Below are 14,419 nucleotides of genomic sequence, written 5' to 3' on the forward strand. Positions count from 1 at the left end.
TCCGAACACTATGTGGCGTCCGGAGCCGGCGGGTGGGCATTCATCCGACCGGGGGCGCGACTGGTTCCGTTGGCCAGCGTGGGCAAACGAGGGAGCGTGAGATGGATTTCGACGTCACGGTTGAGATCCCCAAGGGTCACCGCAACAAATACGAGGTGGACCACGCGACCGGCCGGATCCGGCTGGACCGCACCCTCTTCACGTCGACCCAGTATCCGGCCGACTACGGCTTCATCGAGGGCACCCTGGGCGAGGACGGCGATCCGCTGGACGCGCTGGTGCTGGTCCCCGAGCCGACGTTCCCGGGTTGTCTGATCCGGTGCCGCGCGATCGGTATGTTCCGGATGACCGACGAGAAGGGCGGCGACGACAAGGTCCTCTGCGTGCCCTACGAGGACCCGCGTCAGGAGCACCTGCGCGACATCCACCACGTCAGCGAGTTCGACCGGCTGGAGATCCAGCACTTCTTCGAGGTGTACAAGGACCTGGAGCCCGGCAAGTCGGTGGAGGGCGCCACCTGGGTCGGCCGCGTGGAGGCCGAGGCGGAGATCCAGGCGTCCTACCGACGCCAGCAGGAGGCCGAAGCGCGCGGCGAGGCCACCCACTGACCACCCGGGGCACTCCGGTGCCCGTCCGACCGCGCCCGTGGGCCGCTCAGCCGAGCAACCCGCGGGCGCGCTCGTAGAGGCCCAGCACCGCACAGGCCACCGGCACCACCGAGACCACCAGCGCCGTGTCGGTCAGGTCCGCGATCCGGCCCAGGTACGGCGACACCGGCCGGCGTGCGTACGTGCTGCCCGCCGCCACGGTGACCAGGGCCAGTGCCGGGCCGGCGACGGCCAGCCCGGTCAGTCCGGTGGCACCGGCGCGCTGGGCGAGCACCACGCCGAGCACGGCCGCCCCGGCCAGCGCGGCGGTGATCGTCGGCACCCGGTGACGCAGCGCCACGAAGAGCCGGCAGCGCAGCAGCAGTACGGCCGACCCGACCGCCACCAGCAGCAGCCCGGCACCCCCGCCCGCGGTGGCCAACACCGACGCCGCGGCGACCGCCAGGACGGCGTGCCCGATCAGCAGGCCGGCCAGCATCTCCTCGGTACGGGCCACCGCCGCGTGCACCCGGGAGCGGTCCGGCAGGTCCCGGGCCCGTTCGCCGTCGGCCGTGCCGGTGGGCAGCGTGATCGGCGGCAGCGGCAGCTTGCCGAACCGGATGGCCAGCAGCGGTAACGCGCCGATGGCGAGGACCAGTACGCAGAGCAGCACCGCCGCGGTCGACGCCGGGGCGAGGAAGAGCCCGCCGAGGGCGGTGAGGGCGCCGGCCAGGCCGACGGTCGCCCCGGCCACGAAGACCCGGAGTCGGGCGGCCACGCCGACCAGACCGAGCACCGCGACCAGCAACAACGTCACCGTACCGGCCAGCAGTTCGGGCGCGCCGAGCCAGCGCAGCAGGGGAACCGGGCCGACCGGGTCGCCGGAGCTGACCGCCAGGGCACCGGCGGCGAAGGCGTACGGCAGCGCGTACCCGCCGAGCGTCGCCCCGGACGCGGCGTCGCCGTACGCGCGGGAGGCCGCCGTACCGGCGAGGGTGAGCAGTACCGCCACCGCGAGCGCGACCGGCCACCGGCCCGGCTGTCCCGGCGCTGGCACCAGGACGGCGACCAGCCCGGCCACCAGCGGAACCCCCGCCCCGACCAGGGTGGCCGTCCGGGTGGCACCGGGCGACCAGGCGCCGCCGCGCCGCCGCGCCCCGTCGGCGATCGCCTCCACCACGTCGTCGTACTCCAGCTCGGGCCACTGCGCCCGGGCCTGCACCAGGTGGAGCACCTCACCGTCGCGTACCCCCTGCGGGAGCAGGGCCTGGGCGGTCTGCAACACCGTGCCGTCCGTCCGTCGCAGCACCCAGCCGCCGTGTCGTTCGCCCTCGTCGGCTAGGCCCTCACCGGCGTGTCGGAGCACCTCCGGCAACAACTCGGCCAGGGGCGCCTGTTCCGGCAGGGCCACGTCCAACCGGCGTCGGGGTGCGCTGATCGTGACCCGGGCCAGCCCGATTGACATCGACTTATCTCCATACGGGACGAGGGCGGCGGCTGCGCGGACGACAGGACTTTACCTACGATGAGCCAGGCTCGGGTTACCGAGCGCTGTGGGGGAGGATCGAGTGTCCACTGTCGTCATCAAGCGACCGCCCCGGCGGCCGGCGCCCGAGATCCCGGTCGGTGAGCTGCCGGTCGAGGCGCCTCCGGAGATCCCGGCGGTCACCGGCGGGCGCTGGCAGCAGATGTTGATGGTGCTGCCGATGTTGGGTGGCACGGTCGCGATGGCGATGATGTTCGGCCGGGGCGGGGGCGCGTACTCGTACGTGGTCGGCGGCATGTTCGGGCTCTCCTCGGTGGCCATGCTGGCCACCTCGTGGGGTGCCGCCTCGGGCACGCCGAAGAAGTCCGAGATGATGGCCGCCCGCCGCGAGTACCTGCGCCACCTGGCCACGCTGCGCCGACGGGTCCGGCAGACCGCCGGCGCCCAACGGTCCGGGCTCTACTACCGGCATCCCGACCCGGGGCGACTCTGGTCCACGGTGGACAGTCACCGGGTCTGGGAACGCCGGCCGACCGACCCCGACTTCGCCGTGGTCCGGGTGGCGGTGGGTCCGCAGACGCTGGCCACGCCACTGATCCCACCGGTCACCCGCCCGCTTGAGGAGCTGGAGCCGATGACCGCCGGGGCGCTGCGGCGGTTCCTCGACGCGTACTCGGTGGTGCCCGACCTGCCGGTGGCGCTCTCGCTACGCAGCTTCGCCCGGGTCTTCGTCCGGGACGCACCGGCCGGGGGCTCGTCCGGGCGGGGCGAGACGGCCGTCGGCGGGCCGGACCGCCGGGCGGCGGGGACCACCGACGCCCAGGCACTGACCCGGGCCATGCTGATCCAGCTCGCCGTCTTCCATGCCCCGGACGAGCTGCTCATCGCGGTCTGCGCCGGGCCGGAGCGGCGGGCCGGCTGGGAGTGGATCAAGTGGCTGCCGCACGCGCACCATCCGGACCGCCTCGACGCGCTCGGTCCGGTACGGCTGGTCACCAGCTCCGTCGCCGAGCTGGAACGGCTGCTCGGCGACGTACTGTCCGCCCGGTCCCGGTTCAGCCCGACCGGACCGGTCACCGACGGGCCGCACGTGGTGGTGGTGCTCGACGGAGCCGACCTGACCGGGGCCACCGACCTGACCGGTGACGGCGGCATCGACGCGGTCACCGTGCTCGACCTGGACACCCCGCCACCGCGCCTGCTGGACCGGTTCGCGCTGCTGCTGGAGCTGCGCGGCGGCCGGTTGCACTCGGTCTCCGCCGACGGCCACGCCGAGGTCGGCACCGCCGACCGGCTCGAACCGGTCGACGCCGAGGCGATCGCCCGGCGCCTGGCCCCGCTCCGGCTGGCCGGCGCGGTGCGCGGACCGGACGCCCCGTCCGGCGCCGAGCTGGGCCTGCCCGAACTGCTCGGCATCGGCGACCCGGAGAGCTTCACCACCGAGCAGGGCTGGGCGCCCCGGCCGGCCCGGGACCGGCTGCGGGTGCCGATCGGGGTGGGTGCCGACGGGGGCGCGATCGAGCTCGACCTGAAGGAGTCCGCGCAGGACGGCATGGGGCCGCACGGGCTGCTCATCGGGGCGACCGGTTCCGGCAAGTCCGAACTGCTGCGCACCCTGGTGCTCGGGTTGGCCGCCACGCACAGCTCGGAGCAGCTCAACGTGGTGCTTGTCGACTTCAAGGGCGGGGCCACCTTCGCCTCGTTCGACCGCCTGCCGCACACCGCCGCGGTGATCACCAACCTGGCCGACGCGTTACCCCTGGTCGACCGGATGGTCGACGCGATCAACGGCGAGTTGGTACGCCGGCAGGAGCTGCTGCGTCGGGCCGGGAACTTCGCCAGCCTGCGGGACTACGAACGGGCCCGGGCCGCCGGCACCCCGCTGGCCCCGCTGCCGTCGCTGCTGCTGGTCTGCGACGAGTTCTCCGAGCTGCTGTCGGCCAAGCCGGACTTCATCGACCTCTTCGTGCAGATCGGCCGGCTGGGACGGTCGCTGGGGGTGCACCTGCTCCTGGCCAGCCAGCGCCTGGAGGAGGGCCGGCTACGGGGCCTGGACACCCACCTGTCGTACCGGATCGGGTTGCGGACCTTCTCGGCGTTGGAGTCCCGCACGGTGCTCGGCGTGCCCGACGCGCACGAGCTGCCCCGCTCCCCCGGGCACGGCTACCTGCGGTTCGGCACCGAGCCACTGATCCGGTTCAAGGCCGCGTACGTCTCCGGCACCCTGCGCCGCCGGAGCCCGACAGCGGGTGCCGGTGGGACCGCGGCCCCCCGCCTGCTCGCCTTCTCCACCCATCACGTGCCGGTGCCCGAGCCGGCCGATCCGGTGCCCACCGGCGTCGTCGACGAGGCCGGTACGGAGAGTCTGCTCGACGTGCTGGTCGACCGGCTGGCCGGGCAGGGCCCGCCGGCACACCAGGTGTGGCTGCCACCGCTGGGCAGTCCACCCGCCCTCGACGAGCTGCTCGGCCCGGCCGGCGCCGACCCGGCCCGGGGCCTCACCTTCGGCAACCCCGAGCTGCACGGCGCCCTCCAGGTGCCGGTGGCAATCGTCGACAAGCCGTACGAGCAGCGCCGGGATCTGCTCTGGCTGGCGCTGGACGGCGCGGCCGGGCACGTGGCGGTGGTGGGTGCGCCGCAGAGCGGCAAGTCCAACCTGCTGCGTACCCTGGTCTGCGCGCTGGCGTTGACCCACACCCCGGCCGAGGCCCAGCTCTACTGTCTGGACTTCGGCGGCGGCGGGCTGGCGGCGGTGCGCGGCCTGCCGCACGTCGGCGGGGTCACCGGCCGCACCGACCCGACTGCGGTCCGGCGTACCGTCGGCGAGCTGGTCACCGTGCTGACCGACCGGGAGCGGATCTTCGCCGAGCTGGGCGTCGAGTCGATGGCCGCCTACCGACGGCGGCGCTCGGCGACGGCCGCCGCCGGGCAGCCGGTGACCGATCCGTTCGGCGACGTGTTCCTGGTGGTCGACGGCTGGAGCACGCTGCGCGGCGAGTACGACGACCTGGAGCCGCTGATCACCGACCTGGCCACCCGGGGCCTGTCGTACGGGGTGCACGTGGTGGCCACCGCCGTACGCTGGATCGACTTCCGGCCCGCCATCCGGGACCTGTTCGCCTCCCGGATCGAGCTGCGGCTCAACGATCCGTCGGACTCCATGGTGGCCCGCCGGGCGGCGGCGAACGTGCCGGAGAGTACGCCGGGGCGGGGCATCACCGCCGAGAGCCTGCACTTCCTGACCGCACTGCCCCGGCTGGCCGGTGCCGGTGGGGAGACCGCCGAGGTGGTCGAGGCGGTTGCCGCCGCCTGGGCGGGACCCTCCGCGCCACCGGTCCGGCTGCTGCCGCCGGTGCTTCCCTACGCCGAGCTGCCGGTGACCTCCGCGCGCGGTCTGCAGGTGCCGGTCGGGATCGCCGAGGCGGACCTGCGGCCGGTGCTGCTGGACTTCGCCGCCGAGCCGCACTTCGTGGTCTTCGGTGACGCCGAGTGCGGCAAGTCCTCGTTCCTGCGGGCGCTGGCCACCTCGATCACCCGGCGCTTCACCCCGGAACAGGCCCGGGTGATCCTGGTGGACTACCGGCGCAGCCTGCTCGGGGTGATCGACGAACTGCCACACCTGATCGGGTACGGCACGGCCGCGCCACACACCACCGACCTGATGGAGTCCTCCGCCGGCTACCTGCAGGACCGCATCCCCGGATCGGAGGTCACCCCGGCGCAGCTGCGCCAGCGGTCCTGGTGGTCCGGGCCGGAGTTGTTCGTGCTGGTGGACGACTACGACCTGGTGGCCGGCGGGCCGACGAACCCGCTCCGCGCCCTGGTGGAGTTCCTGCCCCAGGCGCGGGACGTCGGGCTGCACCTGGTGTTGGCCCGCCGCTCCGGCGGGGCCGCCCGGGCCCAGTTCGAACCGATCGTGCAACGACTCCGGGAGCTCTCCACCGCCGGGCTGGTGATGAGCGGCAGCCCGGACGAGGGGGCGTTGGTCGGCTCGGTGCGTCCCGGGCCGTTGCCGCCCGGACGCGGCCGGCTGGTCACCCGCCGGGAGGGCGTACGGCTGGTGCAGTTGGCGCACCTGCCCCCACCCTGACCGGTACCCCGGCGTGGGCCGGGCCGACCCGCCGACCGGCCCGTGGCGCGGGCCTGGCCGACCCGCCGGGCGGGCTTGTCCGCGGTTCGCCCCGACCGGAGCGGGGAATTGGGTAATCTCCGAGGATCAAGCTTCTGTCGCGATGAATGGCTGAGAATGTGACTGGGACTCGGCACGGCCGTTCGGCAGCGTCCCGACGCGCCACGGTCACCAGCGTCCTGACCCCGGGTCGGCCGGACCGCGTCGCCGTGGCCGGCCGGACGGCCGGCCGGTTGCTGCTCGGCGTCGCGGTGGCTGTCGTCGGTGTCACCGGCGCGGCCCCGGCGGCCGGGGCCGCGCCCCTCCACCGACCCGCGACCACCATCGCCGTACCGACCGCGCTCGCTCCGCCGACCACCCTGCCCCCGGCCTCGACCCTCGCTGCGCCGACCACGCTGCCGGTGGCGTTCGCCCCGGTGGACACGCCGCGCCGGGTCGACCACGTCCGCGACGAGCAGTGGCAACTAGACGCGCTGGGGGCGAAGACCGCCTGGCGTACGTCGACCGGCCGGGGCGTCACCGTGGCGGTGGTCGACTCCGGGGTGGACGGTGGTCACCCCGACCTGGCCGGTCAGGTGCTGCCCGGTCTCGACCTGGTCAGCCCCGGCGGGGGCGGTAGCCCCGACCCGGTCGGTCACGGCACGACGGTGGCCGGCCTGATCGCCGGACGGCACGACGACCGGCAGGGGGCGGTAGGCCTGGCCCCGGAGGCGAAGATCCTGCCGGTCCGGGTCCTCGACGCGGACAACCGGTACGACGACGCGTTGATCGTCGCCAAGGGAGTGCGGTGGGCCGTCGACAACGGCGCCCGGGTGATCAACCTCTCCCTCGGTGGCAGCGGCGACAGCGCCGCCCTGGCCGCTGCGGTCGACTACGCGTTCGCCCGGGACGTGGTGGTCGTCGCCTGCTCAGGCAACGTCGCCACCTCGACCAGCAGCAAGGTCTGGTACCCGGCGCGGGAGCCCGGCGTGATCGCGGTCGCCGGCCTGGAGCGCGACACCGAGCAGCTCTGGTCCGGGTCGATCACCGGCCCGGCCACCGTGCTCACCGCGCCGGCGAGTGGGCTCGTCGGTGCGCGTCCGGGTGGCTACTGGCGGGTGCAGGGCACCAGCTTCGCCGCGCCGCTGGTCTCCGCCTCGGCCGCGCTGATCCGGGCGAAGTACCCGCAGATGTCGGCCGGCGACGTGGTCAACCGCCTGATCAGCACCGCCCGGGACATCGGCCCACCCGGGCGGGACGACCGGTTCGGCTACGGTCTGGTCGATCCGGTCGCCGCGCTGACCACCGACGTACCGTCGGTGCCGCGCAACCCCCTGGACGACCAGGTCTCGCCGGGGGTGGCCGGCTTCGGCCCGGCACCGGGCAGCAGCCAGGCCGACGACACCGACGGCGCCGGCACCGATCTCGGCTTCACCGCACCCCGGCAGCAGACCCGCTGGACCGCTCAGCCCGCCGGGGGCCAGGACGACTCGACCTCGGGGCGGCTCTGGGCCGGGCTGGCCGTCGGCACCGCCCTGGTCGCCGGTAGCACACTGATGTTCCGTCGGCTCCGCCGGTGGACCCGCTGACCCGCGGTCAGGTCCGAGCCGGGCGACAGGTCCGCGCCGGACAGCAGGTCCGAGCGGGGCAGGTCTGAGTCGTCGTCGTCCCGGGTAGGTCAGGACCATGAGCCGCACCCCCGTGCCCCCGGTCGAGCCCTCCTGGCGGGTACGCCGACTCGACCCGGACCATCCGCGTGGTCTGTCGCTCACCCTGGCCGGCACCGCCGCCGCTCTGGTGGCGGTGCCCTTCACGGGTCTGGCACTGCTGGTCCTGACGGGCTGGACCCCGCTGCGTGAGCTGGACCGTCGGGTCACCGACGGGCTGCACGCCCACGCCCTCGACCACCCCGGGTGGACCCGGCTGGCGACGCTCTGGACCGACGTCTTCGCACCCAACCCGCTGCGGGTGGGCGCCCTGCTGGTGGCCCTCTGGCTGCTGCGCCGGGGCAACCGGCGGCTGGCCGGCTGGGTGGCCGCCACCATGGTCTTCGGCGGCCTGCTCGGTCCGCTGCTGAAGCTCCTGGTCAGCCGGGACCGCCCCGACCTGTCCGACCCGGTCTCCTTCGCCAGCGGCTACGCCTTCCCGTCGGGCCACGCCCTGAACGCGGCGCTCTTCGCCGGGGTGCTCCTGGTGGTCTTCCTGCCGGACACCCGGGGCCGGCCGGGGCGACGGGCCGCACTCTGGCTGGCCGCCAGCGCCCTCGCCGGGTTGACCGGGTTCAGCCGGATCGTCCTCGGCGTGCACTGGACCAGTGACGTGCTGGCCGGCTGGCTGCTCGGCGCGGCGGTGGTCACCGCCACCGTCGCGGCCTTCGCTCCCTGGCGGCACCGAGGCACCGGTCCGGCGGCCTGACCGGACCGGCCGAGCACCGGCCGACCCGCGCCATCGGGATCACACCTCGACCACCGGGCTCAGGTGCACTCACCGGTGCCGACCGCCCGGGTCCGCTCCGCACCGGCCAGCGCCACCGGCCGGGCCTCGGCGGCCGTCACCGCGAAGCCGGTGTTCGGGTCGTCGGCGACCGCCGCGAAGATCACCCCGAGCACCAGCCCGTTGGAGGAGACCAGCGGGCCACCGGAGTTGCCGCTGCGGACCAGGGCCCGGATCGTGTAGATCTCCCTTTCGACCTCGGTGGCGGAGTAGATGTCCGGCCCCTTGATCCGGCCGACGTCCCGGATCCGGGCCGACTGGGCGTTGTACGGCCCGTCGAGCGGGAAGCCCAGCACGATGGCGTCCGCCCCGCTGGCGACGTTGCCCGCGGCGAACCGCATGGACGGGCCGGGCAGGTTGGGCACCCGCAGCACGGCGAGGTCCCGGCCCGGGTCGTAGACCACCACGTCGCCGTCGTACCGCTGGCCGTTCAGCTCGACGGCGACGGTCCGGGTGCCGGCGACCACGTGCGCGTTGGTCATCACCCGGTCGTCGGCGTACACGAAACCGGAGCCCTCGATCCGGCGCGAGCAGCTCGGCGCGGAACCGAGCACCTTCACCACCGACCGTTGCCCGTTGGTCACCACCGGCGAGCCGGCCAGCGCCGGGTCGGGTGGCGACACCTGGCGCGCCCGGGTGGGGGCCAGGTCGCCGAAGACGTCCGGGAACCCGTTGGTGTCGACGGTGTCCCGCAGTGCCGTGGAGAGTTGCTGCGCCTGGTCCGGCATGACCTGGTCCACCACGGCCAGCACCGCGCTGTTGCGTACCGAGGAGGCCAACCACGGCAGCGACGAGGATCCCAGCGGCACCGCGACCAGCCAGGCGACCAGGAGTACGGCGAGCAGCGAGACGAACGCCCCGCCCACGTCGTCGGCGCGCCGGCCGACGTCACTGGTGATCGTCCTGCGGAGATGGGAGCCGAGCCAGCCAGCCAGCGCCTGACCGACCACGGCCAGGCCGAAGACCGCCACCAGTGAGATCAACACCCGCATGCCGCTGTCGATCACCTGGTTGGCAAGCATCGGGCCGAGCTGCAGCCCGATCAGGGCACCCACGAAGAAGCCGGAGAAGGACAGCACTCCGATGACGAAACCCTGGCGGTATCCGCTGATCGCGAACACGAGCATGAGCATGAGCAGTACGAGATCCACGGCGGACACCCGTCAAGGGTACGGGCACCGCGCACGACCACCGTCAGGCGCTTGCAGAAGGTGACGACGCGGTACGTCGTCAGGCCCACGCCGGCGGCCGACGCTGCTGGCCGTCACCGGTGCACCGTCAGGTCGGCGACGCGGTGGTCTCGTCGATGCCCGCCGAGGGCGCCGGGGCGGCGCCGGTGGGCGGCAGGTCCACCACCCGGTCGGCGGACCACGGCCGGGACCAGCCGCCCATCTCCAACAGTGCGGCAAGCACCCCGGCGGTGAAGCCCCAGACCAGCATTCCCCGGGCGGCGAAGGCCGGTCCGATCCAGCCGCTGGGGTGGCGGACCTGGAGCCGGTTCGCCGGGTCGACCAGCTCGGCGACGGGCAGCCGGGCCACGTGCGCCACCTCGGCCGGCTGCCGGGCGTGCACCGGATGCGGCGCGTGCCACCAGCCGAGCACCGGCGTCACCACGAACTCACTCACCGGAATCCAGAGCCGGGGCAGCTCGGCCAGGACGGTGACGCTGTCCGGGTCGAGGTCGACCTCCTCGTTGGCCTCCCGTAGCGCGGTCGCGGCCGGCCCCGGGTCACCGGGATCGGCCGCGCCACCGGGGAAGGCCGGCTGTCCGGCGTGGTTGCGCAGGTTCGCCGCGCGCTGCAGGATCAGCACGTCCGGGCCGGTGGCCGCATCCTCGCCGAGCAGCACCAGTACGGCGCTCTCCCGGCCACCGGTGACCGGGGTGGTCAACCGGGTGAAGTCCTGCGGCCGGGCACTGCCGAGCCGGCCCAGCAGCGGCTCGATCCAGGTAGGTGGTCGACGGCTCACGCCGGCACCGTCACGCCCAGATGGTCCCGGACCAGCTCGGCCAGGCGGGCGTCGTCGAGGGCCCCGGTCACGTCGAGGTGCCGGATCCGGCCGTCGGCGCCGACGAACAGGGTCATCGGGATCGCGTTGCGCCGCAGCGCGTTCTGCACGCTGTCCCCCTGGTCGAACAGCATCGGGAACCGGACGCCGAAGTCCTCGCCGATGGACTGCGCGCCGGCCCGGCGGTCCCGGCTGTTGATCCCGATCACCTGGAACCGACCGTCGGCCCGCTGGCTGAGCCGCTGGAAGGCGGGCAGCTCCTCCCGGCAGGGCGGGCACCAGGAGGCCCAGACGTTGATCACCGCGGGACCGCGTACGTCGGCGAGTGTGACGTTCGCCCCGCCGGTGAAGCAGGTCAGCGCCAACTCCGGCAGCCGCTGCCCGACGACCTCACCCGCCCCGCCGGTCGCGCCGGACGCCGCCGGCGAGCCGGCATTGTCGGAACCAGCCGGCGAGCCGGCACCGTCGGAACCAGCCGGCGTACCACCGGGAGCTGCGGACGAGGCCGGACCGGCGGGCGAGGCCGGGCCGGCGGGGGTGGAACGGGCCGGGTCGGCCGACGGCGGCGGGGTGGTCAGGCCGGCGCAGTCGGCGAACGGCGAGGGCCGGGTGGGCCGGCTGTCGGCGGCGTCCGGAGCCGGCTCCGGTGCGGTCGTGCAGCCCGTTATGACCAGCATCACCGGTACGACCAGGGCGGCGAGTCGTCGCTGCACGGCACCTCGTCGCTGCACGGCGCCTTTGGGCTGCACGGCACCTCCGGGCTGCATGGCACCTTTGGGCTTCACGGCACCTCCGCCGCGACCGCTGCCGGTGGCACCAGATCGGGATCGACCCCGGCGGCCACCGCGAGGTCCCGGGCCCGGGGCCCCTTGAGCAGCTTGACCGCCAGCGCCGGATCGGTCGGCCCGGTGCCGTACGCCGGGCAGAGCTTCGTCAGCGTGCAGGCGCCGCAGGCCGGCTTGCGGGCGTGGCAGACCCGCCGGCCGTGGAAGATGATCCGGTGCGACAGCATCGTCCAGTCGCGCCGTTCGTAGAGCGCGCCGACGGCGTGTTCGATCTTGACCGGATCGGTCTCGGTGGTCAGCCCCCAGCGCCCGACCAGCCGCTGGAAGTGGGTGTCGACGGTGATGCCGGGCACGTCGAAGGCGTTGCCGAGGATGACGTTGGCGGTCTTGCGGCCGATGCCGGGGAGGGTGACCAGCTCGGTGAGGCGCCCCGGCACCTGGCCGTCGTACCGCTCGACGAGAGCCCGACCGAGCTTGATCAACGAGTCGGTCTTGTTCCGGTAGAAGCCGGTCGGTCGGATCAGCTCCTCCAGCTCCGTCCGGTCCGCCCCGGCGTAGTCGACGGCGCTCGGATAGCGGGCGAAGAGCTTCGGGGTGACCTCGTTGACCTTCTTGTCCGTGCACTGGGCGGACAGGATGGTGGCCACGGCGAGTTCCAGCGGGTTGGAGTGGTCCAGCTCGCAGTGGGCGTCGGGATGGGTCTCGGTAAGCACCCGTCCGATCCGCCGGGCCCGGCGTTTCCGCCCGAGTTCGGTCTCGTTGGCACTTCTGGTCACGCCGGCCAGCCTACGTCGCCACGACAGCACCCCGCTGCACCCCGCCCGGCGCCGGCCGCCGGCACCGGGCGGCGCGTCGCGCGGGTCAGCCCCGGTCGGGTGCGGAGATCCGGCCCTCGTCGTCGAGGCGGGCCCCGGTCTTCGGGAAGTCCAGCCGGTTCAACTCCCGGACCAGCCCGAGACCCCGGTCGTCCGGGTCCATCGTCGGCTTGCCGGCCCCGTTCATGTACGTGGAGGTCAGCTTCCCGCCGGCCCAGGTCCCGTCCGGCTTGAGCGACACCTTGAGCACCCCGCCCCAACCCAGCCGGCCGGAGTTGTTCAGGGTGTTGCCGCCCCCGGCGAAGTTGCCCAGGCTGTAGGCGATGAGCCGGCCCTGGTGGAACTCCATCCCCCGCAGCACGTGCGGGCCGTGCCCGACCACCAGGTCCGCCCCGGCCTCGACCATGGTCCGGGAGAACTTGATCGGGTCGCCCCGGTTCTCGCCGAGGAACATCTCGGTGCCCGGTCGGGTCCGGGTCATGGCGGCGCCCTCGGCACCCATGTGCACCTGCACCACGACCAGGTCGGCCATGGTCGCCGCCTTCTTGACCACCTTCGCCGCCGCCTCGATGTCGACCAGGCTGTTGGACCAGGCGTACGACGAGAAGCCGGCGACCGCGACCTTGACGCCCTTCGCCTCGACCACGGTGATCTGGTCCGGTGCGCCGGTGTGCGCCAGCTCGTGCTCCTCCAGCGCCTGCTGGGTGTTCTCGTAGCCCTTCGGGCCGAAGTCGTAGCCGTGGTTGTTTGCCTGGTTGAGCAGGTCGAACCCGGCGTCGCGCAGATGCGCGGCGTACTCCGGTGGGGCCCGGAACTGGAAACAGCGCGTCGAGTTGGGGCCGCACTTGCCGGTGCCGGTGTCGACGGTGAGCGGCTCCTCCAGGTTGCCCATCACCACGTCGGCCTTGAGGGCACCCTTGACCGAGTCGAAGAAGCCCTTCCCGCCGTTGGCGGGCAGCCGGGACGGCGCGTTGCCCATGATGATGTCACCGGTGGCGGAGAGCGAGATCACCTTCTCCTCGTCGGCCGGGGAGCCACCCGGACCGGGTTTGCCGCTGGCGCCCTTGGCGCTGCTGGGCGCGGGCTCCCAGACGGCGCTGGGCTCAGGGGTCGAGCAGCCGGCGACGGCGAGCAGCGCGGCCAGGGCCACGCCGAGGGCGAGGCGGCGGCGCGGACGGGTTCGGGGCAGGGCGGCGGCGGACATCGCCGGAGACCCTACCGGGCGATTTCCGGCCCGACGATGACCGTTCGGTCGGACTTTTGCCCACCCGTCCGTTCCGAAGGCGGGTACCGATCAGGCTTCCGGCCTTGCGCCCGCTCCGACCACGGGGGCCGGTCGGCCAGCCCGCCGGCCCGGACTGCGGCGTACACGGCTCTGGCCAGCAGGGCACCCCACTCCGAGCGGGGCCCACCGTAGTCGGCCACCGGCCCGTCGACCGGGCACAGCACGGTCACCGCGTCGGTAGGGGTGCCGGTGCCCGGATGCCCGAGCCCGATGATCGCCTGGGCCTTCGCCTCGGTCGCCGTGGCCACCGCGTTGACCAGGGCGGCATCGGTGAGCCGGATCGGGACGTACCCCACGATGTTGACCGTCCCGACCCTCGGCGCCGGCGGCCGGGCACGCGACCCTTCCCCAGGTGACGGCCTGCCGGCCCGGCCGGCAGGGACGGCGGCGGGGTGGGTGGCCCGACCGGCGGTGGTGGCGGGGTCGGCGGCGGGGTCGGCGGCCCAGATCGGTAGGCCCAGGCCCACGGTGGCCCAGACCCGCACCCCGGACTCCGACCGGCTGACCACGTCCGCGACGTCCACGCCGGTCAGCAGACCGACCCCGGGCCCGTCCAGGCCGAGGTCGGCGGCCAGCTCGGCCAGGTGGTCGGCGGGGTCGTCCCGCCGGTACGACATCGGCACGGTCGCGTTCACCACCCAGCCCCGGGTACCGAGCCCGCCGCCGAGCGGGGCGGAACTGACCGCGCGCAGCGGTCGCTCGGCCCGCCAGACCAACAGCGGCAGTTCCCACCCCTGCTCGACGCGGGAGGTCAGACCGGGTTCGTTCAGCACGAGGCTGACCCTACGGGCAGCTCGACGTGGGAGCGCTCACATCCGGCAGGGCAACGGATCGTAGCGGTTGACCAGGTCGG

General features: G+C 74.0%; 11 protein-coding genes. 4 read left to right on the forward strand and 7 right to left on the reverse strand.

Annotation, left to right across the window (positions count from 1 at the left end; translation table 11 throughout):
• Positions 1-101 precede the first annotated feature (101 nt).
• The gene (locus GA0070617_RS27825) at positions 102-608 is read left to right on the forward strand and encodes an inorganic diphosphatase (RefSeq protein WP_091445087.1); all 507 of its coding nucleotides are present in this window, start codon (positions 102-104) and stop codon (positions 606-608) included.
• 46 nt (positions 609-654) lie between these two features.
• On the opposite strand, the gene eccD is transcribed toward GA0070617_RS27825, so the two are convergent.
• Positions 655-2,052, reverse strand: a complete 1,398-nt coding sequence (gene eccD / locus GA0070617_RS27830; protein ID WP_091445089.1) for a type VII secretion integral membrane protein EccD — start codon at positions 2,050-2,052, stop codon at positions 655-657.
• Between the two features lie 103 nt (positions 2,053-2,155).
• Between eccD and eccCa the strand changes: the two genes are divergently transcribed.
• From eccCa to GA0070617_RS27845, 3 genes are all read left to right on the forward strand, one after another.
• Entirely contained in the window at positions 2,156-6,163 is a 4,008-nt protein-coding gene (eccCa, locus tag GA0070617_RS27835; RefSeq protein ID WP_091445091.1) for a type VII secretion protein EccCa, read from the forward strand.
• A 146-nt stretch (positions 6,164-6,309) separates the two neighbouring features.
• Positions 6,310-7,770 (forward strand): type VII secretion-associated serine protease mycosin, encoded by a 1,461-nt coding sequence (mycP, locus tag GA0070617_RS27840; protein WP_091445093.1) that lies wholly within the window; start codon positions 6,310-6,312, stop codon positions 7,768-7,770.
• Positions 7,771-7,867: 97 nt separating this feature from the next.
• Complete coding sequence (locus GA0070617_RS27845; protein WP_091445096.1) at positions 7,868-8,596, forward strand: phosphatase PAP2 family protein; 729 nt, start codon at positions 7,868-7,870, stop codon at positions 8,594-8,596.
• A 59-nt stretch (positions 8,597-8,655) separates the two neighbouring features.
• Here the strand turns inward: GA0070617_RS27845 and GA0070617_RS27850 are convergent, their stop codons facing one another.
• From GA0070617_RS27850 to GA0070617_RS27875, 6 genes are all read right to left on the reverse strand, one after another.
• A complete protein-coding gene (locus GA0070617_RS27850; protein ID WP_091445099.1) occupies positions 8,656-9,834 on the reverse strand; it encodes a MarP family serine protease in 1,179 nt (392 codons plus the stop codon).
• A 118-nt stretch (positions 9,835-9,952) separates the two neighbouring features.
• Positions 9,953-10,642: an NUDIX hydrolase gene (locus tag GA0070617_RS27855; protein ID WP_091445102.1), complete on the reverse strand. Its 690-nt coding sequence runs from the start codon at positions 10,640-10,642 to the stop codon at positions 9,953-9,955.
• A complete protein-coding gene (locus GA0070617_RS27860) occupies positions 10,639-11,394 on the reverse strand; it encodes a TlpA disulfide reductase family protein (RefSeq protein ID WP_373868445.1) in 756 nt (251 codons plus the stop codon). The genes GA0070617_RS27855 and GA0070617_RS27860 overlap by 4 nt, the downstream gene beginning before the upstream one ends.
• 68 nt (positions 11,395-11,462) lie before the next feature.
• A complete protein-coding gene (nth, locus tag GA0070617_RS27865) occupies positions 11,463-12,242 on the reverse strand; it encodes an endonuclease III (RefSeq protein WP_091445105.1) in 780 nt (259 codons plus the stop codon).
• An 85-nt stretch (positions 12,243-12,327) separates the two neighbouring features.
• Entirely contained in the window at positions 12,328-13,485 is a 1,158-nt protein-coding gene (locus tag GA0070617_RS27870; RefSeq protein WP_091445107.1) for a CapA family protein, read from the reverse strand.
• Between the two features lie 11 nt (positions 13,486-13,496).
• Positions 13,497-14,339 carry an adenosylcobinamide amidohydrolase gene (locus tag GA0070617_RS27875; RefSeq protein ID WP_091445109.1) on the reverse strand — a complete coding sequence of 281 codons (843 nt, stop codon included), beginning with the start codon at positions 14,337-14,339 and terminating at the stop codon, positions 13,497-13,499.
• Between the last annotated feature and the right edge of the window lie 80 nt (positions 14,340-14,419).

The organism is Micromonospora yangpuensis, from assembly GCF_900091615.1.
GTDB classification, from domain to species: Bacteria; Actinomycetota; Actinomycetes; order Mycobacteriales; family Micromonosporaceae; genus Micromonospora; species Micromonospora yangpuensis.

Bases quoted from the DNA above. Each gene is read 5' to 3' on its own strand.
- GA0070617_RS27825 (WP_091445087.1), top strand. From the start codon at position 102: ATGGATTTCGACGTCACGGTTGAGATCCCCAAGGGTCACCGCAACAAA.
- eccD (WP_091445089.1), bottom strand. From the start codon at position 2,052: ATGTCAATCGGGCTGGCCCGGGTCACGATCAGCGCACCCCGACGCCGG.
- mycP (WP_091445093.1), top strand. From the start codon at position 6,310: ATGGCTGAGAATGTGACTGGGACTCGGCACGGCCGTTCGGCAGCGTCC.
- GA0070617_RS27845 (WP_091445096.1), top strand. From the start codon at position 7,868: ATGAGCCGCACCCCCGTGCCCCCGGTCGAGCCCTCCTGGCGGGTACGC.
- GA0070617_RS27870 (WP_091445107.1), bottom strand. From the start codon at position 13,485: ATGTCCGCCGCCGCCCTGCCCCGAACCCGTCCGCGCCGCCGCCTCGCC.